A 20,594-nucleotide genomic window follows, 5' to 3' on the forward strand; every position below is an offset into this window, starting at 1 on the left:
TCGCCACTCAGCGCTGCTGGGTGGCGGCCCGCAAACGCTCACGAAACGCCGGAACGTCCACTTCCCTATCTGCGGCAACACGACGGACCTCAGCCATCGAGCCCAGGCGCTTGAGCAACGCTGTCGCACCGGGCAAGGCTTCGAGATAATCAACGTCAAACAAGCGCTCGCCGACCACCTGGGCGAGGTCGACGCTGTAAAGAAAGTAGATATCCGCCACGGTCAGATACTCACCCGCCACATACGGGCTGAAGCGTCCGCGCGCGCGCAGCGCCTCAAAACCCTTTTCCAGGTCCCGCTTCGCCTTGGCTTTCAAGGCTTCAGGCGTTGGGCGCCCGCCAAAAAACACCTCGGCGTAGCAATAACGGGCAGGCAGTTCGATGTAGAGCTCTATCTCTTTGGCCAATGCCCGCGTAGTTGCACGCGCGAAAGGCTCCCCGGGTAGCAGCGGGTAGACTTCGCAGGACTCCTCAAGGTAGTCGAGTATCGCATCGGTCTCACTCAGGAACCCCTGCTCCGTCTCCAGCACAGGCACTTTCCCTCTTGGGCTCATGGCTAGCGTTTTGGGATTACGGCAACCATACAGCGGCACCTCCTCGAAAGGTAGACCTTTGAGCAGCAGCGCCAACTTGACCATGTTGTAGTAGTTGCTGGCAGGAAAGCCGTGAAGACGCAGCATATGAATGACCTCGTTGAGCATGGAGCAACGAGTCTAAGCGCCTCACTCACTTGCAACTGCCGGCAACGTTCACCGCGTCCTGTCAGCCATCGCTTCTCATAGCCCGGATTTTTTCCAGGAACGTTGGCATCGCCACCTCCTTGTCCGCCACGATCCGCGCCATGTGCGGGTTCTCGCCGATCAGTTGCAACAGCGCCTTGCCCTGCGGGAAGTCCGCCAGGAAGTCGATGTTCAACACCTTCTTGCCCACGGCATAAGCCAGGTCGACCGAGAAGCAGAACATCAGGTCTGCCAGCGTCAGTTGCTCACCCGCCACGAACGGCGCAAAACGCCCGTTGCGCTTGAGCGTGGCAAACCCGGCCAGCAGGTCGGCACGGGCTTTCTCTTTGATCAGCGGCTCAACCGACGCGCCAAAGAACGCCTCGGCGTAGCAGGTACGTGCGGGCAGCTCGATGTACAACTCGATTTCCTTGAGCAGTTCACGCACCTTGGCCTGGCCGAACGGGTCGGCCGGCAGCAACGCCTTGCCACCCTGGGTTTGCTCGATGTAGTCGAGGATCACACTGGTTTCGCTGAGGAAGCCGTGTTCGGTTTCAAGCACCGGCACCTTGCCCCGCGGGCTCACTGCCAGCGCCTGTGGCGCCTGGCCGCCATAGAAGGTGACTTCCTCGAAGGGCAGGCCTTTTTCCAGCAGGGCCAATTTGACCATGTTGTAGTAGTTGCTGACCGAGAATCCATAAAGCTTGAGCATGAGGTAACAGCCTCCAGGCCGTAAGGGGTTGGCCCGGCTTTTATAGACTGTACGCCCGCCCCTGGCCAGCGTCATGCACCCCGTCAATGCCCAGGCATTGCCGCCACGGGCGTGGCACACTGTCGTATCCCATCACAGGAGTACCGCCATGAGCGAGCCCACCGACATCGACAATGACGACGAAGCCTTCGCCGAGGCAACGCTGACCCAAGCCATCGAAAACCAGATTGAAAGCGGCGAGCCGCCTGCCGCCAAGGCCACGTTCAACAAGCTGACCCTGGTTGGCTACGCGCGTGAAGACATCCTCAACCTGATGGCCCATGTGCTGGCCTTCGAGATCGACAACATGCTGGTAGAGGACCGCCCGTTCAACGGCGAGTGGTATGAGAGCGCTCTGCGGGCGCTGCCGGAGCTGCCGCCTGAGATGGATCAAGGCGAGGACGAATAACCCGACTACACTCGAAGGTCAGGCACCGCTGACGGTGCCGCCATCCTTGTCTGGAAGTCAGGAGCCGCCATGCCTTTTACCCCCGATCTGATCGATGAACTGGAAGTACTCGCGCTGTTCAAACACGACAGCAGCCAGGAAGGCATCAAGATAACCAGCACCGCCGCCCCTGCCCTGATCGCGGCTGCGCAACGCCTGCATGAAAAGGGGCTGACCGATCAACCTGATGGCGGCTACCTGACCAGCCTGGGTCATGACGCCGTTGAAAGTGTGCAATTGCTGCAGAACATTCTCAAGGCGCCACAACCGGCCTGAGCCAAGATTGAGAAGGGGCTGCCATGCAGCCCCCCGCTCAGTTTGCAGCTGCCCTGCGCTTTTCCGCCAGGCGCGAGCGCCCGTACAGGAACACGATGGCCAGCAAGGCCACCGCCTGCGCCGACAACGAGTAGGCGTCGGCATGAATTCCCAGCCAGTCGAACTCGAAGAACGCCACCGGCCGTGTACCCAGCACCCCGGCTTCCTGCAGCGCCTTCACGCCATGCCCGGCGAACACCACCGACAGCGCGCACAGCAGCGCGGCGTTGATGCTGAAGAACAGCGACAGCGGCAGCTTGGCCGAGCCACGCAGGATCACCCAAGCCAACCCCACCAACAGCACCAGCGCCGTAGCGCCACCCGCCAGCACCGCCTGATGCCCGGCTGGGCCGGCCTGCAGCCACAGGGTTTCATAGAACAGGATGACTTCGAACAGTTCGCGGTACACCGAGAAGAACGCCAGCAAGGCGAAGCCGAAACGCCCCCCGCCGCTGACCAGGCTACTCTTGATGTAGTTCTGCCAAGCGGCGGCATGACGTCGATCGTGCATCCACACCCCGAGCCACAGCACCATCACTGCGGCGAACAGTGCCGTACAGCCTTCCAGTAGCTCGCGCTGGGCGCCGCCCACATCGATCACATAGGCCGCCAGCGCCCAGGTGGCGAAGCCGGCAACCAACGCCAGGCCCCAGCCAATGTTGACGCTGCGCACCGCCGACTGTTGCCCGGTGTTACGCAGGAAGGCGAGGATCGCCGCCAGCACCAGAATCGCTTCAAGGCCTTCGCGCAGCAGGATCAGCAAGCCGGAGATAAAGCTCAGCGACCAGCTCAGGCCATCGCTGCCCAGCAGCTTGGCGGCCTGGTCGAGCTTGGTCTTGGCTTCGGTCAACCGTTGCTCGGCCTGGGCCAGCGGCAGCGCGTCCTGCAGCGCTTGGCGGTAGGCCATCAGGGATTTTTCGGTGTCTTTGCGCACCTGGGTGTCGATGTTGTCCAGCGAGCTTTCCACCAACTCGAAGCCTTCCAGGTAGGCCGCCACCGACAGGTCATAGGCCTGGTCGTGGTCACCTGCGCGGTAGGCCGCCAGGCTCTTGTCCAGGGTGCTTGCGGTGTATTCCAGCAGTTGTGCCGGACCACGCTTGACCTGCGGTGGCTGGGCACGCTGGGCGCGGAATGCCTCCACGACCGCATTGCCTTCATTGGCGGCGACTTCGGCAGGCGTCTGGCGGGCCAAGTCAGCGATGTTCCAGGTCTTGTCGCCTTTGCCAGCTTCCGGTTTGGCGGTGAAGCTGGCGATGTAAGCGGCCACGTCCCAGCGCTGGCGGTCGTCCAGCTGGTCGGCAAAGGACGGCATTTCGGTGCCATCGATGCCTAGCGCCAGGGTGTTGTACAAATCGAACAGGCTCAACTGGTCGAGGCGTGCGACATCTCGCAGGTTGGCCGGGGCAGGCTCCAGGCCAACGCCAGCTGGGCCGTCACCTGCGCCTGTATCACCGTGGCAGATGGAGCAGTTTTGCGCATACAACGCCGCACCGCGTGCGGGGTCGGGGGTGATCACCGGGGCCTGGCTGACCTCGTAGGCTACCGCCAAGCGCGCACCCAGCTGGCGGGCCTGCTTGGCGACTGCCGTGCCTTCCTGACGCTGGTCAATGGCCTGGCGCAGAGCCTGGACGCCCTGTTCCAGAGCCGCTTGCTCGGCATTGGCGGGCAGGCCTTTGACCAGGTCGGCCAGCACGCTGCTGAACTCCTGCTGCTCGCGGTATTCGCCATCGTCGATCACCTTGCCGCCTTGCACGGTCGGCGGGTAGTCGGCGCCAATGTAGTCCAGCAGGTGCAGGGCTTTGGCGGCCTCGGCGGGGGGCTCGGCCAGCGCCAGGGTGCTACACAGCGCCAGCACTGGGCCGAGCAGTAGAGCCGGCAGCCAGGCAAGCAGACGGGATCGGGTTTTCATGGCCAGTCTCGAAGGGAATGCGAAAGAGAACATTGTTCACTCCGACTTGGCTTCCCTCAAGGGTGCAGGGCGGATTTCATGAAAAATCTTGCTACAAATCTGATGAAGCGGGATGGGCAGGTGTTTGTCGTGGCGGATGCAGCGCCTGTGAGATCGAGCGCCGCGCGGGCGGCGCTCGATCTCACAGGCGCTGCATCCGCCACGGCGAACACCTGCCAGCCCTACTCAATTCACTGCCGGAAACGCGAAAACACCAACCACCTCAAGGCTTGGCGCTACCCTTCCAGCCCCCACCAAGGGCCAGAAACACCCCAATCTGCCCCACCGCCACCTGGCTATTGGCCGCCGCCAGCTGCGCTCGCATGTCGGTATAGGTCCGCGTCGCCTGCAAGTCCGCCAGGAACGACTCACGCCCCGCCTGGTAATACCGGTGCGTCTGGTCTGCCGCTTCCTTGGCCGATTTCTCCGCCTCGGCCAGCGCATCACGCCGGTCCAGCAACGCGCTGTACTGCGCCAGCCGGGTCTGGGTCTCGCGAATGGCGTTCAACACCACTCCGTCGAAGTTCGCCAGTGCCGCCTGGGTAGAGGCTTCGGCCATGCGAATACGGGCGCGCGTGCCGTTGGTGGGGATGGTCCAGCTGATCTGCGGGCCGAAACCCCAGCGGTTGGTCGCGGGCTCGCCGAGATTCTCCAGGATGCCGATGGTACCGACCTGGGCACCAATGCTGATGTCGGGGTACAACGCACCCGTGGCCACGCCGATGTAGGCCGTAGCAGCAGCCAGCTGGCGCTCGGCCTGGCGCACGTCGGGGCGGCGCTTGAGCAGCGCGGCGCCATCGCCCACCGGAACCAGCTGGCTCAGGTGCGGCAGCTCGGCACAATCGGCGGTGCCGGCAGGCAACTGGTCGACCGGCTTGGCCAGCAGCGCGGCCAAGGTGTACAAACCCGTCTCGCGCTCGGCCCTGAAGCGTGGCAGTTCGGCGCGCAAGGATTTGAACTGGGTCTGCGAGCGGGTGACCTGGGTTTCATCACCACGCCCGGCATCACGCAGACGCTGGTTGAGCTTCACGCTCTGCTCCTGCAAGTCGAGCGACTCGCGGGCAATGTGATATTCCTCGTTGGCCGAGCACACCTGCGTGTAAGCCTTGACCACGTCCGCCACCAGGGTGATGCGGGCAGTATCGGCAGCGGCCTGCACCGCGTCGGCATTGGCCTTGGCCGCTTCGGTGCCACGCTTGAAGGTGCCCCACAAATCGAATTGGTAGGAAGCGCTGATGATGGCTTCGCCAATATTGGCCACTGGCACCTTCTCGGGCAGCAGGAACGCTTCGCCAGACTCCTGCAAACGCTGGGCGCCGAGTTTCACACCGCCATTGAAGCCACCTTGCGATTCGGCCACCTCCACCTGGGCCCGAGCCTTGGCGATGTTGGCAGCGGCCACACGCAGTTCGGTGTTGGCACTCAGCGCCTGGCGCACCAGCGCGTTCAACCGTTGATCCTGATACAGCTGCCACCAGTCCTCAGGGACCGGCGCCGACACCACGCTATCGGCATCCTGGCGCAGCGGGCCATTCAGGTCGCTGCGTTGCACCGCCGCATCCTTCGGCACCTCATAATCGGGGCCCACCATCATGCAGGCCCCCAGCGACAGGCACAGGCCAGCCAGGATCAGCTGTTTCATGGGCGCTGAACCTCGATGATCGACACCGTGGCAGTACGCCCGGCGATCATGCGGAAGTCTTGCGGCACTTCGTCAAAGGCGATACGCACCGGAATGCGCTGGGCCAGGCGTACCCAGCTGAACGCCGGGTTGACGTTGGGCAGCAGGTTGGCGCCACTGCTGCGGTCGCGGTCCTCGATGCCGGCGGCAAAGCTCTGTACATGGCCGCGCAGGCGGGTGTTATCGCCCATGACGCGAATATCCACGGCGTCGCCGATGTGAATGCCACCGAGCTTGGTTTCCTCGAAATAACCATCGACGTGGTACGAGGCGCTGTCGACCACCGACAGCACCGGGCGGCCGGCGGTGACGAATTCGTGGTTACGCGGTGCGCGGTCGTTGAGGTAGCCGTCTACTGGGCTGCGCACCACCGAACGGTCGAGGTTGAGCTGGGCAGTATCGACCGCCACCTGCGCCTCGCTGACGGCCGAACGGGCACGGGCCTCGCGGGACTGGCTTTCTTCCAATTGCTCGGCGGCCACCAGGTTGCCCAGCTTGCGGTTACGCTGCGCTTCGCGGGAAGCCTGGGCCAGGGTTTCCTGGCGCTCGCCAAGGGTTGCCTTGGCCTGGCGCAGTGCCAGGGTGAAGCGGTCCTGGTCGATGGTGAACAGCACGTCGCCGCGCTTGACGGTCTGGTTGTCGCGCACCTCGACCTTCTGGATCAACCCCGACACATCGGGAGCGATCTGAATGACATCAGCGCGGATGTGGCCGTCGCGGGTCCAGGGGGCAAACATGTAGTACACCACCATCTGCCACACGAGCACGGCGGCGAAGGTCACTACCAGCAAGGTCAGGACCACACGGCCCAGGGTCAGCAAAGGTTTTTTCATGGCAGCATCAGGTTTCGGCAAAAGTGGTCCACCGCGCCAAGCAGCACGGCATACAGGGCAACGTTGAACAACGCCCGGTGCCAGACCAGGCGGTAGAAATGCAGGCGCACCAGCACCGCGTGCACCCCCAGGAACAGCAGGTAGGTGCCAAACATCATCACCAACAGCGTGGGCAGGAACACCCCGCTGATATCCAGTTCACCAATCACAGGGGCGCTCCGTCGAGGCCGGGGGGCAGTTGCTGTTGTTCGACCGGTTCGAGCATCACCTCCACGCCCGGCAGCAGCGCCAGGCGCAAGCCGCTCAGGGCATGCAGCAGGTGGGTGCGAGCATCGCCGCGCTCGTACAGCTCATCCAGGTTCAACGCCAGGCGCGCGCGCTCCATGTTGCGCAGCAGCGCAGCCGGTGCGTGCAGGCGCTCGCCGGCGCGCAGGCAGGCGGCGTAGTGCGCGCCGACTTCCTCGACCACCGTGCCAAGGCGCTCGCGCGCCTGCTGGCCGGCGCGCGGCATATAGGCCAGCAGGTCGAGCAGGTTCAGCCCCACACGCAGGTCTCGCAGCGCCACGCCGCTGTCCTGGCCGGTTTGCGACAGGCGCGGCAGGTGCTGCATCAGGCGGTCGAGCATCTGTACCCCTACCTGGCGGTGCTCAGCCAGGGTCGCCGGCTCGGTCATTTCGACGATGTCGCGCCAGGCGAAACGGGTCATGCGCTTGGCCGCCAGCTCTACGCCGAACGGGCGCATCACCAGGGTCCAGATGAAGGCGAACAGCAGGCCAACGGGACCGGCCAGGTTGGAGTTGAGGAAGGTGAAGAAGTCGGCGTCGTAGGCGCCCTGGATGCTGATGAAGGTCGAGGTGTTGACGATGGTCAGCAAGGTACCCAGGTAAAAGCGCGGCTGCACGGTGAGGGTGCCGATGCAGATGAACGGCACGGCAAAGGCCAGCACCAGCATCGGGAAGTCGTGCAGGTTGGGTAGCACCAGAAACAGGTACAGGCTGGAGAAGATGACCGACATCAGCGTCCAGAAGAAGAACCGGTAGATCTGCGGCGCCGGGTCGTCCATGGCGGCGAAGAAGCTGCACGATACTGCCGCGAGGATCACTGCGCTGGCGCCGTCGTTCCAGCCCAGCCCGATCCACAGGCCGCAAGCGACGACGATCGCCAATACGGTGGAGGCGACCGAATACAGCATCAGGCCACGGTCGAAGAACGCCGTCAGGCGGCCCAGGCGCCAGTGGCGATACACCGCGCGCCAAGGCTTGGCATCATCGGTGCGCAGGGCGTGCTGCAGGGAGCAGCAGTCCTGCCACAGGTCGGCCCATTCGGTCAGGCGGTACAGGGCGTTGGATAGCAGCAATTCGCCACGCTGGTCGAGGGCCGCAGCACCGGGCTGCAGGCGGTCGATCTGCTCGTGCAGCGCGGTCCAGCGCGCGACCGAAGGGCTGTCGGCGGTACCTTTGAGCCATTCGCGAGCCGCTTCAAGCACGGGCTGAAGCTGGGCGAACTGGGCCGGGGCGCGGCCTTCCAGGGCCACCAGGGCGTCGTCGAGCGCGTCGATCACCGGCAGCAGGTGGATCATCCGCCCGCGCAGCTCGCGGGCGTTCTTCACGGTGTGCGGGCCGGCGCCTTCGTGGCCGAGCTGGCCGATCATCAACTCCAGCGAGTTGAAGGTGGCGACCATCGCCCCGCGCATGCCGCCGACCTTGTCGGTGCTGCCCTCACGGGTCAGGTAGAGGTCGCTGTAGCGGATCGCTTCAGTGAACCAGTTGCTGGTGGCGCCGACCACCACTGGCGCCAGCCGGCGCGGCCAGAATATGGCACCGACCACTGCAGCGCAGACGATGCCCAGGCAGATTTCCTGGGCGCGGGAAGACGCCACGTCGAACACCGCCAGCGGGTTATCAACCACTGCCAGCGCGATCATCGGCAGGGTATAGCCGGCCAGCATCAGCACATAGTTGTTGGCCGTGCGCAGGTTCAGGGAAAGGAACAGCAAAGTGCCAGTCCACAGGGCGATGGCGATGCTCAGCAGCAACGGCGATTGCACCAGCGGCGGCACCAGGAAAATCGCCCCACCGGCACCCAGCAGCGTGCCCACGGCGCGGTACAGCGCCTTGGAGCTGGTCGGGCCGACGAACGGGCTGGAGACGATGTACACCGTGGCCATGGCCCAATAGGGGCGCGGCAGCTGCATGAGCAACGCGATGTACAAGGCGATCATGGAGGCGGCGAAAGTGCGCACGCCGTAGAACCAGTCGCGGGCCGGGGGTACCGAGCTGAAGAAGCCGTTCATGCCACTCCACCCGCACTGCCCAGACCCGCAGCTTCGAAGGCACGCAGCACGCGCAAGGTGGCTTCCAGGTCGGCCTGGTCGATGCCGTGCAGCACATCGCGGCGCAGGCGCACCAGTTCGGCTTCGATGGCTTCGGCCAGGGCACGGCCTTCGGCAGTCAGGCTCAGGGCCTTGGCGCGGCGATCCAGTGGGTCCTCGCTGCGGCACACCAGGCCGGCCTTGCACAATTGATCGAGCAGGCGCACCAGAGAAGGGCTTTCCAGGCCGGCAGCCTGGGCCACTGCCACCTGGTGCACACCGTCACCCAGGCGCACGATCATCAGCAGCGGTGCGGCGCAGGCCTCGGAAATGCCGTAACCGGTCAGGGCGGTATGGCAGATGCGACGCCAGTGGCGGGCGGCAACCACCATGCCGCTGCTGACTTGCAGGCGCAGGAGATCAAGGGACATGAGGAGAACCAAGCATATTCATAGTTTGCTAACTATCAATATACGCCTTGCCCTCCCCCCGCCGTCAACAGGGGGTGACGGAAGGCCCACGTTAAATGTTGTTCATTTTTCAGCCTGTGCTGGCCCTTTCGCGGGCACGCCCGCTCCCACAGGTACCCCACAAATCCTGAGCCTTGTGGTTTTCCTGTGGGAGCGGGCGTGCCCGCGAAGAGGCCGGCACAAGCTACAGAAAACTCAAGGCTGGATCTGGTCTTCCAGCTTCATGGTCAAGGCCAGTGTGCTGCCCATCTGCACCGCCCGGTCCCGCCACTCCTGGTAACGCACAGCGTCCAGACTGCTGAAATGCACGGCCAGCTCCTCGGCCGCCTGCACCACCCCCGCCGCTGCCGCCAGTTCCAACCAGTACAGCGCCACCTTGAGGTCGGCCTCTACATACAGCCCGTGCATCAACCGGTAGCCCACCTCGAAACGGCAACGCGCCTCGCCCCGCTCGGCCCCGCGCATGAACCACTGGTAGGCCTGCACCAGGTCTACCTGCCAATCCAGGTCGCCATCGCACACCTCCTCCTCATACAGGTCTCCCAGCGCCGCGGCAGCATGCAGCATCCCGCGCTCGAAGGCTTGCCGGTAGCACTCCGCCGCCTGCACGTAGGAAGGTTCGATGCCTTTGCCGAAGTAGTGCTGCTGCCCAAGGTTGAACCAGGCAGCCGCATTGCCCTGCAGCGCCGCCATGCGCAACAGATGCCCGGCCAACTCGGTATCGGCGCGCCAGTACTTGCCGTTGAGCCAGATCCAGCCGAGGTCGTTCAGTGCAGCCACACTGCCTTGCAATGCCTGGAGGCGCAGGTCGACATACACCGCCTGCAGGTCACTGGCCTCATCCAGGCGGTTGACCAGCAGCGACCGCTGGCTGGGCAAGCCCACGCCGGCAAACAGCCGCTGTCGCCTCCCGACAGGGGCCGGTGGGGCGATGACCCGCTCGGGTAAAAGGCGGGCAAGCAGCGAATGGATATTGCTGGCAGCAGACATGTTCATCCTCATTGAACGACGCACAACCCCAACCTTCGGCTGTGATGAGGCGTGATTCTGCGTGATGTCACGTCAAAACCTGTCGCGAACGATTCGGCACGAGGCAACCAAATGCGACTTCCTTGATCTGAGCAAGCTGTGGCCAATTGCCATGCCCCTCGCGTGCCGCCATCCTATTGCGGCAAGCCTAGACAAGGACGTTATCTTTTGCCGTTCGCCACCACTCGCGCCACCCTCAGCCGACAGTGGGCGCTGCTGCGCCTGCTGCCCAGCCGCTCGCCAGGCATTACCAGCGCCGAATTGGTGTGGGGCCTGCGCGATGTGGGTTTTACGGTCAGCAAACGCACCGTCGAACGCGACCTCAATGAGTTGTCGCTGATCTTTCCGCTGGAGCGCAATGACAAAAGCATTCCGTTTGGCTGGCATTGGTCGGCCAGTGCGGTGGGCGAGTTGCGCGGTAATTTCGACTTGCTCACGCATCTGCGAGGGGATGCGTTGCAACCGGCGCAGGGTGAGGGCGTTGAGTTGGTGGCGCGGATCAGTGATGCACTGGCGCGGCAGTTGCGGGTTGCACCGCTGAGCAACGATATGCAACTGACCGCACTGGAACAAGGGCATCGGTTCCGGGCCACAGTGAGTGACGGCTGGCCGTTGCGCTGGTGGCTGTTGAGCCATGGGGATGGGGTGGTGGTGGAGCAGCCTGCCGGCTTGCGGGAGGAAATTGGCAAGATTTTGAGCAGTGCGGCTGCTCAATACCAGAGTCAATAGCCTGTACCGGCCCGATCGCCGGCAAACCAGCGCCCACACAGGTTGATCAAAACCTGTAGGAGCGGGCTTGCCCGCGATGAGGCCAGCACAAGCCTGTGCACTACCGCTGCATCCCCCAGCGCCGCACGGTCAGCCGCTCCAGGGTATTGAACACCAACCCTTCCACCAGCAAACCGATCAGGATCACCACCGCCAACCCAGCAAACACCTTGTCGGTATACAGCTCGTTGCGGTTCTGGAAGATGTACCAGCCCAGCCCGCCTTTGCCGCTGCTGGCACCAAACACCAACTCGGCAGCGATCAGCGTGCGCCAGGCGAACGCCCAGCCGATCTTGAACCCCGACAAGATCGACGGCAAGGCTGCCGGCACCAGGATGTGCAGCACCAACCGCAGCCCTTTCAGGCCATAGTTGCGGCCAGCCATGCGCAGCGTTTCCGACACACCGAGGAAACCGGCATAGGTATTCAGCGCCAGTGCCCACAGCACCGAGTGAACCAGCACGAAGATCAGGCTGTTGTCACCCAGCCCGAACCACAGCAAGGCCAGCGGCAGCAGGGCAATGGCCGGCAACGGGTTGAACATCGAGGTCAACGTGCCCAGCAAGTCTCGCCCCAGTTGGGTCGAGACCGCCAGGCTGGTCAGGGCGAAGGCCAAGACGATGCCCAGCACATAGCCCTTGAGCAGTATCACCAGCGAAACCCCGACCTTGGCGGGCAGTTCGCCACTGATCAGGCCGTCCCAAAGGGCCGCGGCGGTTTGCAGGAAACCGGGCAGCAGCAGGTCATTGCCCTGGTAGCGGGCAACGGCCTCCCACAGCACGGCGATCACCAGCAGGATAACCGCCTTGCGCAGCCAGCCTTGCTGCCACAGGCGTTGCGCCAAGGGGAGTTGGCGTTCTACAGGCACACTGAGCAGGGGCGGCAGCTGCACCTCGTATTCCTGGCGTACAGGTGTAGTGGTCATGGCTGAAGCTCCTGTCAGTAGGCGATGCGGATATCGTTGAAGCCAAGGTCGTCGGGCTGTTCCGGGACGTCTGCCTCATCGAACAACAAGCGGTGGATACGCCTGGCACTGGCCTGGAAGTCGCTGCCGCCCAGGCTGCCCAGGTCGTATTGATGGCTGTGCACTTCAGCCCTCACCCGCCCCGGGTGCGGCGACAACAGCAGGATTCGATTGCCGACCACCAGCGCCTCTTCGATGGAATGCGTGACGAACAACAGGGTGAAACGCACCTCCTCCCACAGCAGCAGCAGTTCTTCCTGCATCTTGCGCCGGGTCAGCGCGTCCAGTGCTGCAAATGGCTCGTCCATCAGCAGAATCTTCGGCTGGGTGGCCAACGCCCTGGCAATCGCCACGCGTGCCTTCATACCGCCCGACAGGGTGTGCGGATAGGCATCGGCGAAGGCGGACAGGCCGACCTTCTCCAGGTAATGCAATGCCCTCTCTTCGGCTTCTGCGCGCTTGAGCTGGCCAGATATCAGCAACGGGAACATGACGTTCTGCTTCACCGTTTTCCACGGCGGCAGTTGATCGAACTCCTGGAACACCACGATGCGGTCAGGGCCTGGGCCGCGGACCGTCTGGCCCTGCAGCAGAATCTGCCCTTCCTGTGGCTGGATGAAACCGGCAACGGCTTTGAGCAAGGTGGACTTGCCGCAACCGGAGGGGCCGAGCAGCACGAAACGGTCGGCACGGTCGACTTCGAAGCTGACCTGGTGGGTGGCGCGCACCACGCGTTGCGCGGTGCGGTATTCGAGGCTGAGGTTATCCACCTTGAGCAAAGGTGGCGTTGCGACACGGCTCAGGTTGCTGGCCGTGTGGCCTGGCAATGGGGCGGTCATGGTCGGTCAGCTCCCCTGCAGCGGGCGTTCATCCTGGAAGAAGTAGTCCTTCCACGATTCCGGCTTGTGCTTGATAGCGCCTACCCGATAGAGGAAATCGGCCAGCTTGTAGGTGTTCTTTGGCGTGACGGTGAATTCGTACTGCGGGTTGTCGATCAGCTTGATCAGCGCGTCGCGGTCGATCTTGGCCTTGGTCACGCGGATGTAGGTATCGGCAGCGGCGGCCTTGTCCTTTTGCGCGAAGTCTGCGGCTTCGGCCAGGGCGTCGACAAAGGCCTTGTAGGTTTTGGGGTTGTCCTTGCGGAATTTTTCGGTGGCGAACAGCAAGGTCGGCGAGTTGGGCCCAAGCAGGTCGTAGCTGTTGAGCACCACGTGCACGTCCTTGTTGGCCAGCACCTGGTCCTGGAACGGCGGGTTGGAGAAGTGCCCGTTCAGCTCGGTGCCGCCGGCCAGCAGCGCGGCGGTGGCATCCGGGTGCGGTACGGCCAGAGTGTATTTGTCGAGGCGGTTGTATTCCTTGTCGCCCCACTGCTGGGCGGCGGCGTACTGCAGGAAGCGCGACTGCACCGAAACACCTACCGCCGGCACGGCAATGCGGTCCTTGTCGGAGATGTCGGCGATGGTCTTCACGCTGGGGTTGCTGCTGACCAGGTAGTACGGGAAGTTGCCCAGCGAGGCCACGGCTTTGACGTTCTGCCGCCCTTTGGTGCGGTCCCAGACGGTCAGCAGAGGGCCCACGCCGGCACCGGCGATGTCCACCGAGCCGGACAGCAGTGCATCGTTGATGGCCGAACCACCCGACAACTGGGCCCAGTCGACATCGATGTCGATGCCCTGCTCCTTGCCGTGCTTCTCGATCAGGTGCTGGTCACGCACCACGTTCAGCAGCAGGTAAACGATGCCGAACTGCTCGGCGATGCGGATCTTGCCTTCGGCCTGGGCCACGGCGGGGGCGGCCAGGCTGCCGACGACCAGGCTCGCGCCCAGGCCAATGCTTGCCGCCAGGCGGCTGATGGATTTGCGCATGATGGGGTTCCTCAGTCGTCAGAACGGGGCATCGCCCTGGATGGTGGTGCGGTACAGCTTGCGCCGCAGGTGTGCGGGGCAGCCAGCGGCCAGGTGGATCAGCGAGCGGTTGTCCCAGAAGACCAGGTCATGGGGCTGCCACTGGTGGCGGTAGATGTTCTGTTCCAGCACGCTCAGGGCGTACAGCTGTTGCAGCACGTCGTGGCTTTCGTCGTCTGGCAGACCGACGATGCGGGTGGTGAAGCCTTCACTGACGAACAGGGCCTTGCGGCCATTTTCCGGGTGGGTGCGAACCACCGGGTGGATGACTTCCTGTACCTGGGCCAATTGTTCGGCCGTCAGTGTCGGGCGCCAGTTGCCTTCGAATTTGGTCTCGGCGTAACGGGCGGTGTAGGAGTGAGCGGCACTGCGGCCCTCGACCACTTTACGCAGGGCGTCGGGTACGCCGTCCCAGGCTTTGTGCATGTCCGCGAACAGGGTATCGCCGCCTTCGCTGGGCAGTTCCTGGGCATGCAGCATGGAGCCGAGGCTGGGCAGCGTTTTGTACGACAGGTCCGAGTGCCAGAACTTGCCGGCATCGCCCAGGCCGATGTTGTGGCCGTTTTCGATGATATTGGAAACGATCAGGATCTCGGGGTGACCTGTCAGCAGGAACTGCTTGAGCACATGGATCTGCAACTCACCGAAGCGGCGGCTGAAGGCAATCTGCTGTTGCGGGCTGATGCGCTGGTCGCGGAACACCAGTACATGGTGGTCGAGGTGGGCGCGATGAATACGGGCGAAATCCTCGCTGCTGACTGGCCTGGCCAGGTCCAGGCCGATGATCTCGGCGCCGACGGCACCGGAGAACGGGCGGATTTCGAAGGATTGCGGCTGGGCGCTGTCGATGGTCGACAAGGCGTTCGAGGCGGCTGACATTTTTCACTCCCACGCAGTGCGCGACTTAAACGGCGCGCAACGATCAGAAACGCACGGGGATTTCCCGTGTGGGTTCAAGTCGTGCGGCGCATCGATTGGTCGACGGGTACGCAGTGGAAGTGACTATAAAGTCATAAGAGAAATATTTTAAATACCTTTAAGAAATAACCATAGCACTGGGCTCGGGCGGTTCGCGATCAGATCAGCCCGCCCTGCTCTTCTTCATCGATGAGGTTGTTCAGGCTGCTGAGCGCCTTGCGCGCGGTGGAGCGGTTGAGCAGCTTGGCCTGGGCACCGGCGGGCAGGTCGGTGATCTTGAACACACCTTTGGCGGTCAGCACATCGATCAAGTCCTCAAGCACGCGGATCATGTCCAAGTCACTTTGCTTGAGCTGGTTGAGGCTGTTTTCCACGACGTCGTCGGCAAACCACTCCTGGATATCGGCATGGTCGGCAGGGAGCATTTCGGTGAACTGGTCAAAAGCGGCTGCTTCTACCCGCAGCAACTGGCCGGCAGCGTCGCGTTGCACGTAGAACATGGCGGTGTCCCTCGTCACGTTGGTTCCTTGTTGGTAGACAGCAGCATAGGCAAAGATCACCGGGCACGCAGGCCCGGCGCCAGAGTATGCGCTGTCGGAAGATGGTGCGAAAGGGCTGTGGCCGCCGTGCGGCCAATCGCCGGCAAGCCAGCTCCCACAGGTACAGCGTAGGTCGTCTGATCGGCGCCGTGCCTGTAGGAGCAGCCTTGTGCTGCGAAGAGGACCGTAGGGCTCAAGATCAGCTTCAGCCTGAAATGGCCTCTTCGCAGCACAAGGCTGCTCCTACAGATGCCGCGCATGCCTTAATGGCTTGTGCTGTATCTGTGGGAGCCGGCTTGCCGGCGATTGGGCTGCAGAGCAGCCCGTTAGCGCATCAGCTGTCCTTGTTATGGATGATGATGGTTGGGTCAGCACCGCTGATCAACGAGTTGATCGTGGTGTTGGACCAGTTCACCCCTTCCAGCTTGATGGTCACATCGGCATTTGCCAGGCCCCCGGCGGCGTTGAGCTTGCCTTCGCTGCTGACCTGCAGCGTGGTCGTGCCGTCCACCGTGGTGAGCTTCAGGTAATTGTCGATGGTGCTGCCTTTCTCGCCCTGCAGCAGATCGCTCAAGTCGATCTTGTCCTTGTCGCTCAGCTTGAAGTCCTTGATGACGTCGTTGCCGAAATCGCCAGCCTTCCACACGAAGGTGTCGGCACCGCTGCCACCGATCAGGATATCGTCGCCATGGCCACCGATGAGGGTGTCATTGCCGGTACCGCCCAGCAGGATGTCGTTGCCTCTGCCACCATCGAGGGTGTCGTTACCACCTTGGCCGAAGAGGATGTCGTTGCCATTGCCGCCAGACAGGATGTCATTGCCGTCTTTGGCACCGGAGATATCGAACTCGGTGTAGTGCTCGGTGATGTACTGGTGGACATTGCTGGTGGTGACGGAGCTGACCTCGACACCGCTCTTCTGCGCAACGTAGGTCTGCAGGGCCTGGTAGCCCTCGCTGACAACGCCGTTGAGGGTGATCAAGTCACCGAAGATGATGTCGTTGCCATTGCCACCATCGATGGTGTCGGCACCTGGTACCGTTGCTTCGGAGTGGCCAAGAATCGCCTTCGCCAGGTCGGACGGGTCGATGTTGGTCTGTGGCTTGCCAGCGCTGTCGTAAGGTTTTAGGTCGTTCAGCGTGACATCGCTGTTCAGGCCGATGGCCTGCACTTTACTCAAGCCGTTGGTGCCGCCCAGCACTGCGAAGCTCGCAGTGGAACCCGCCGCCGAATCCACGTAGTTCCAGTAGTCTGCGTAGCCAGTACCCCCCAGGCTGGAGAATTCATAGGTGCCATCCCCCTGTGCATGCAGGGTGCCAACCGTCTTGGTGGAGTCATACACCAACTCACCTTTTTTCTCGGTGTAGGTCAGCACTTTGACTACGCCACTACTGCTGATCTCGACCTTGTGCGTGCTGTCGGCCCAGGCACTGAAGGTATCGCCCATCTTGTAGTTGTTGACGTTGACCACATCATCCAGGTTCTTGCCATTCTTCCACAGGCTAGGGTTGGTGGACTCCCCGCTCTGGTAGTAGGTTGGCTTACCGTCGGTAATGAAGTAAGTCAGGTTCTCCGCACCTTTGTTACTGGTCGCCATGGTGCTGTTGAAGAAGTTGGACGTGGTCTTGAACGCGTCTTCATAGTTGGTGCCACCACCGTTGTAGCCACCCACCATCGAGTTCAATACCGCTTGCAGCTTGCTCAAGGCATCCGGGTCGGCAAGGTTCACCGCCACGTTCTTGTTCACCTGAGTGTCGAAGTCCACCAGGAAGATGTTCACGGTACCCGAGGTATCGGAACCCAGGCTGGCCTTGAGCGAATTGAACACCGAGGCCAACTGCGTCTTCGCATCGGCAATCGACTTGTCGCTCATACTGCCCGAGCTGTCGACCATGAAGGCGATGTTGTAGTTCTTGCCCTGGACCACGTTCAGGCCCGACACGTCGGAGACAATGATGTCGTTGCCTTCGCTGCCGGTCATGGTGTCGTTGCCCGAGGTGCCTACGCTGGCCTTGTAGGTCGCGGGGTACACCGTCACCGGGATGTTGCCGGTGGTGATGGCCGAACCGCCCAGGCTTTCGGTAGCGGTCGAGGTGACAGTGATGTCGAACGAGCCTTTGTAGTAGGCCGGCGGCGTCAGGGTCAACCCGCTGAGTTTCCAGCCAGTCACATCGACCGGGCTGCTGCCCACCGTCACGGTATGGCCTGCACCATCGCTCAGCACGGTACCTTTCGGGATACCGCTGAGGGTCACGTTCAGGGTTTCGGAACCGTCGGTATCGGTCAGGGCGGTGGTAATGCCGACCAGTTTCACCGAGCCACCTTCCGGCCCTTCGTTGAGTTTGTAGCCGTCGTAGTAGCTCTGACCATTCACGGTGTGCAGGTCGGACACGCCCAGGCCAGCGTTGGCCATCTCGGTCACGTTCTGGTACATCTTGACGTTCGAGCTGCTCAGGTCAGTGACAGCACCGGAGCCTACCTGGATGTTCAGGTCATAGCTGCCTGGACCAGACTGGTTGGCATGGTAGACCTCGATTGGGTAGTAGCCGCTGGTGTTCGGGGTGAAGGTGCCCGAAACCTGGCCACCCGCGCCCCAGGTGGCCGTGACCACGGTCTTGCCACCAATGGTGACCACGAAGCTGTCGTCAGCGGTACCGCTGAAGGTGTAGGTCTTGCCGGCTTCCAGGTAGATCAGGCCCGACGTTTTCGAGCCGGTGCCAGCGGTGACGCTGCCATCGGACTGCACGTTGGTGGTGGTGCTGCTGGAGTTGGCATTGCCAGAGTTGGCAAATACCGTTTTCAGGTCTTCGCCGGTGATGCCATTGCCGCCCGTACCCAAGCCTTTGAGGCTGGTCCAGACTTCCTTGGTCAGGCCTTTGGAGTCGATATCCGCGCTGCCGAAGCTCAGGGTCGGTTTATCCGCAACCGGGCTGATGTCGACCTTCATGGTTACTTCGCTGCCCAGGTTGGTGCCATCGTTCGGCTTGAACTTGAACTGCGCGTAGTCGGCCTGCTGGTTACCCACGCCATTGCCGCCGTAGTTGTCCGCACCTGACTGGTTGAGGGCCGGAACGAACTTCAGGTTCTTGGCAGTGATATCCGCCTGGCTGACCACCTGGCCAACGGCCACATTCACCCATGCGGTACCGTTGAAGAACTGCAGGCTGCCGGCGGCCGGGAGCGAGGTAATGGTCACGGACAGGCCAGTGTTGCCATCGGCATCGGTGACTTTGAAATCACTCCAGGCGAACACGTAGTCGGTGTCTTCAACACCAAATACCGCACCGCCAGGCGAAACCGGCAGGTGGTCGTTGTCGAGGACGGTGGTGGTGACCGAAGTCTTGTCCAGGGTCAGCTTCTCGAACTTGTCGACATCCGTCCCGCTGACCGTAGCAATCGACTTGATCACAGGGTCGTTGGCACCGACGTAGGTGTTGTCCGGGGCGGTCACGGTGGCAGTGCCCACGGTGCCGTTGGCCGGCACGGTGATGGTGGTTTTGCCATCGTTCAGCGTGAAGGTCAGCGCCGAGTGGTTGTTGATTGGCAGGCCGTCTTTGTTGGTCAGCGTCACGGTGTAGGTGATCACGCCGCCTTCGGTGACCGATGGCGTCGCGGTCAGTTTCGCGATCACTTCGTCGGTGGTGTCGGTGACACCGACCTTCGCCGCATCGCCCAGCTGCAGGTTCTCGAACGGACGGTTGCCAATGTCGGCGGCCGACTTGATGCCCAGGCTGATTTCGCCCGAGTCTTTGTAGACGTCATCGCCCTGTGCCGCGTGCTCGTACTTGACGCTGGTGTCGCCGGCTTTGATGGTGACCTGGGCGTTGTTGCTCAGGGTCACGACCAGGTCGTTGGCCAACGCTTGGTTGATGTGCACGGTGAAGGTCGGTTTGACGTTCTCGGCCACCGAGGTCTGGTCGGCGGTGATGGTGACTTTGACCAGGTCGCCCTGGTTGTTGTCGCCAGGCACACCCGAGCCAGGCTCGTCGGTGACAGTGGTTTTGACCTCGGTTTTGTCCAGGGTCAGCTTCTCGAACTTGTCGACATCAGTACCGCTGACCGTAGCGATCGACTTGATCACAGGGTCGTTGGCGCCGACGTAGACGTTGTCCGGGGCGGTCACGGTGGCAGTGCCCACGGTGCCGTTGGCCGGCACGGTGATGGTGGTTTTGCCATCGCTCAGCGTGAAGGTCAGCGCCGAGTGGTTGTTGATTGGCAGGCCGTCTTTGTTGGTCAGCGTCACGGTGTAGGTGATCACGCCGCCTTCGGTGACCGACGGGGTCGCGGTCAGTTTTGCGATCACTTCGTCGGTGGTGTCGGTGACACTGACCTTCGCCGCATCGCCAAGCTGCAGGTTCTCGAACGGACGGTTGCCGATGTCGGCGGCCGACTTGATGCCCAGGCTGATTTCACCCGAGTCTTTGTAGACGTCGTCGCCCTGAGCCGCGTGCTCATATTTAACGCTGGTATCGCCGGCTTTGATGGTGACCTGGGCGTTGTTGCTCAGGGTCACGACCAGGTCGTTGGCCAACGCTTGGTTGATGTGCACGGTAAAGGTCGGTTTGACGTTCTCGGCCACCGAGGTCTGGTCGGCGGTGATGGTGACTTTGACCAGGTCGCCCTGGTTGTTGTCGCCAGGAACACCCGAGCCAGGCTCGTCGGTGACAGTGGTTTTGACCTCGGTTTTGTCCAGGGTCAGCTTCTCGAACTTGTCCACATCAACGCCGCTGACCGTGGCGATCGCTTTGACGATCGCAGGGTTGGTGCCGACGTAGACGTTGTCCGGGGCGGTGACCGTGGCGGTGCCAGAAGTACCGTTGGCCGGGATGGTGATGGTGGTTTTGCCATCGTCCAGGGTAAAGGTCAGGGCGCCGTGCTTGTCGATCGGCAGGCCGTCTTTGTTGGTCAGCGTCACGGTGTAGGTGATCACGCCGCCTTCGGTGACCGATGGCGTCGCGGTCAGTTTCGCGATCACTTCGTCGGTGGTGTCGGTGACA

At 62.6% G+C, this 20,594-nt stretch carries 18 protein-coding genes; 3 read left to right on the plus strand and 15 right to left on the minus strand.

The genetic code is table 11. The annotated features are described in order from the left end of the window. Positions 1-7 precede the first annotated feature (7 nt). Both ACNFBR_RS19700 and ACNFBR_RS19705 read right to left on the minus strand, forming a co-directional pair. Positions 8-679 (minus strand): glutathione S-transferase family protein, encoded by a 672-nt coding sequence (locus ACNFBR_RS19700; RefSeq protein ID WP_416736419.1) that lies wholly within the window; start codon positions 677-679, stop codon positions 8-10. A gap of 82 nt (positions 680-761) precedes the next feature. Further along, positions 762-1,430: a glutathione S-transferase gene (locus ACNFBR_RS19705; protein WP_416736400.1), complete on the minus strand. Its 669-nt coding sequence runs from the start codon at positions 1,428-1,430 to the stop codon at positions 762-764. 148 nt (positions 1,431-1,578) lie between these two features. Here ACNFBR_RS19705 and ACNFBR_RS19710 point away from each other — a divergent pair, with 148 nt between their 5' ends. Both ACNFBR_RS19710 and ACNFBR_RS19715 read left to right on the plus strand, forming a co-directional pair. Beyond that, positions 1,579-1,878, plus strand: a complete 300-nt coding sequence (locus ACNFBR_RS19710) for a hypothetical protein (protein WP_416736401.1) — start codon at positions 1,579-1,581, stop codon at positions 1,876-1,878. Between the two features lie 69 nt (positions 1,879-1,947). After that, on the plus strand, positions 1,948-2,193 hold the full coding sequence (locus ACNFBR_RS19715; RefSeq protein WP_016714401.1) for a TIGR02647 family protein: 246 nt from the start codon (positions 1,948-1,950) through the stop codon (positions 2,191-2,193). Between the two features lie 37 nt (positions 2,194-2,230). Here the strand turns inward: ACNFBR_RS19715 and ACNFBR_RS19720 are convergent, their stop codons facing one another. From ACNFBR_RS19720 to ACNFBR_RS19750, 7 genes are all read right to left on the minus strand, one after another. Further along, positions 2,231-4,174 (minus strand): FTR1 family protein, encoded by a 1,944-nt coding sequence (locus tag ACNFBR_RS19720; protein WP_416736402.1) that lies wholly within the window; start codon positions 4,172-4,174, stop codon positions 2,231-2,233. 229 nt (positions 4,175-4,403) lie between these two features. After that, the gene (locus tag ACNFBR_RS19725; RefSeq protein ID WP_416736403.1) at positions 4,404-5,822 is read right to left on the minus strand and encodes an efflux transporter outer membrane subunit; all 1,419 of its coding nucleotides are present in this window, start codon (positions 5,820-5,822) and stop codon (positions 4,404-4,406) included. After that, positions 5,819-6,694 (minus strand): efflux RND transporter periplasmic adaptor subunit, encoded by an 876-nt coding sequence (locus ACNFBR_RS19730; protein ID WP_416736404.1) that lies wholly within the window; start codon positions 6,692-6,694, stop codon positions 5,819-5,821. Before ACNFBR_RS19730 ends, ACNFBR_RS19725 begins: the two co-directional genes overlap by 4 nt. Next, positions 6,691-6,903 (minus strand): DUF1656 domain-containing protein, encoded by a 213-nt coding sequence (locus tag ACNFBR_RS19735; protein ID WP_003255905.1) that lies wholly within the window; start codon positions 6,901-6,903, stop codon positions 6,691-6,693. The genes ACNFBR_RS19730 and ACNFBR_RS19735 overlap by 4 nt, the downstream gene beginning before the upstream one ends. Then, entirely contained in the window at positions 6,900-8,987 is a 2,088-nt protein-coding gene (locus tag ACNFBR_RS19740; RefSeq protein ID WP_416736405.1) for an FUSC family protein, read from the minus strand. The genes ACNFBR_RS19735 and ACNFBR_RS19740 overlap by 4 nt, the downstream gene beginning before the upstream one ends. Beyond that, the gene (locus ACNFBR_RS19745) at positions 8,984-9,436 is read right to left on the minus strand and encodes a MarR family winged helix-turn-helix transcriptional regulator (protein WP_416736406.1); all 453 of its coding nucleotides are present in this window, start codon (positions 9,434-9,436) and stop codon (positions 8,984-8,986) included. The genes ACNFBR_RS19740 and ACNFBR_RS19745 overlap by 4 nt, the downstream gene beginning before the upstream one ends. Before the next feature lie 234 nt (positions 9,437-9,670). Then, a complete protein-coding gene (locus ACNFBR_RS19750; protein WP_416736407.1) occupies positions 9,671-10,465 on the minus strand; it encodes a tetratricopeptide repeat protein in 795 nt (264 codons plus the stop codon). A 207-nt stretch (positions 10,466-10,672) separates the two neighbouring features. On the opposite strand from ACNFBR_RS19750, the gene ACNFBR_RS19755 reads away from it, so the two are divergent. After that, a complete protein-coding gene (locus tag ACNFBR_RS19755) occupies positions 10,673-11,233 on the plus strand; it encodes a WYL domain-containing protein (RefSeq protein WP_416736408.1) in 561 nt (186 codons plus the stop codon). A 100-nt stretch (positions 11,234-11,333) separates the two neighbouring features. On the opposite strand, the gene ACNFBR_RS19760 is transcribed toward ACNFBR_RS19755, so the two are convergent. The 6 genes from ACNFBR_RS19760 to ACNFBR_RS19785 form a co-directional block, all read right to left on the minus strand. Next, the gene (locus tag ACNFBR_RS19760; protein ID WP_416736409.1) at positions 11,334-12,197 is read right to left on the minus strand and encodes an ABC transporter permease; all 864 of its coding nucleotides are present in this window, start codon (positions 12,195-12,197) and stop codon (positions 11,334-11,336) included. Positions 12,198-12,211: 14 nt separating this feature from the next. After that, positions 12,212-13,075 (minus strand): ABC transporter ATP-binding protein, encoded by an 864-nt coding sequence (locus ACNFBR_RS19765; protein ID WP_416736410.1) that lies wholly within the window; start codon positions 13,073-13,075, stop codon positions 12,212-12,214. Positions 13,076-13,081: 6 nt separating this feature from the next. Then, positions 13,082-14,101 carry an ABC transporter substrate-binding protein gene (locus tag ACNFBR_RS19770; RefSeq protein WP_416736411.1) on the minus strand — a complete coding sequence of 340 codons (1,020 nt, stop codon included), beginning with the start codon at positions 14,099-14,101 and terminating at the stop codon, positions 13,082-13,084. Positions 14,102-14,119: 18 nt separating this feature from the next. Then, on the minus strand, positions 14,120-15,019 hold the full coding sequence (locus ACNFBR_RS19775) for a TauD/TfdA dioxygenase family protein (protein WP_416736412.1): 900 nt from the start codon (positions 15,017-15,019) through the stop codon (positions 14,120-14,122). A 197-nt stretch (positions 15,020-15,216) separates the two neighbouring features. Next, positions 15,217-15,558: a hypothetical protein gene (locus ACNFBR_RS19780; RefSeq protein ID WP_012269973.1), complete on the minus strand. Its 342-nt coding sequence runs from the start codon at positions 15,556-15,558 to the stop codon at positions 15,217-15,219. A gap of 373 nt (positions 15,559-15,931) precedes the next feature. Further along, positions 15,932-20,594 (minus strand): immunoglobulin-like domain-containing protein (locus ACNFBR_RS19785; protein ID WP_416736413.1); only part of this gene is annotated, 4,663 nt, incomplete at its 5' end.

Source organism: Pseudomonas sp. NY11955 (assembly GCF_048068035.1).
Taxonomy (GTDB): domain Bacteria; phylum Pseudomonadota; class Gammaproteobacteria; order Pseudomonadales; family Pseudomonadaceae; genus Aquipseudomonas.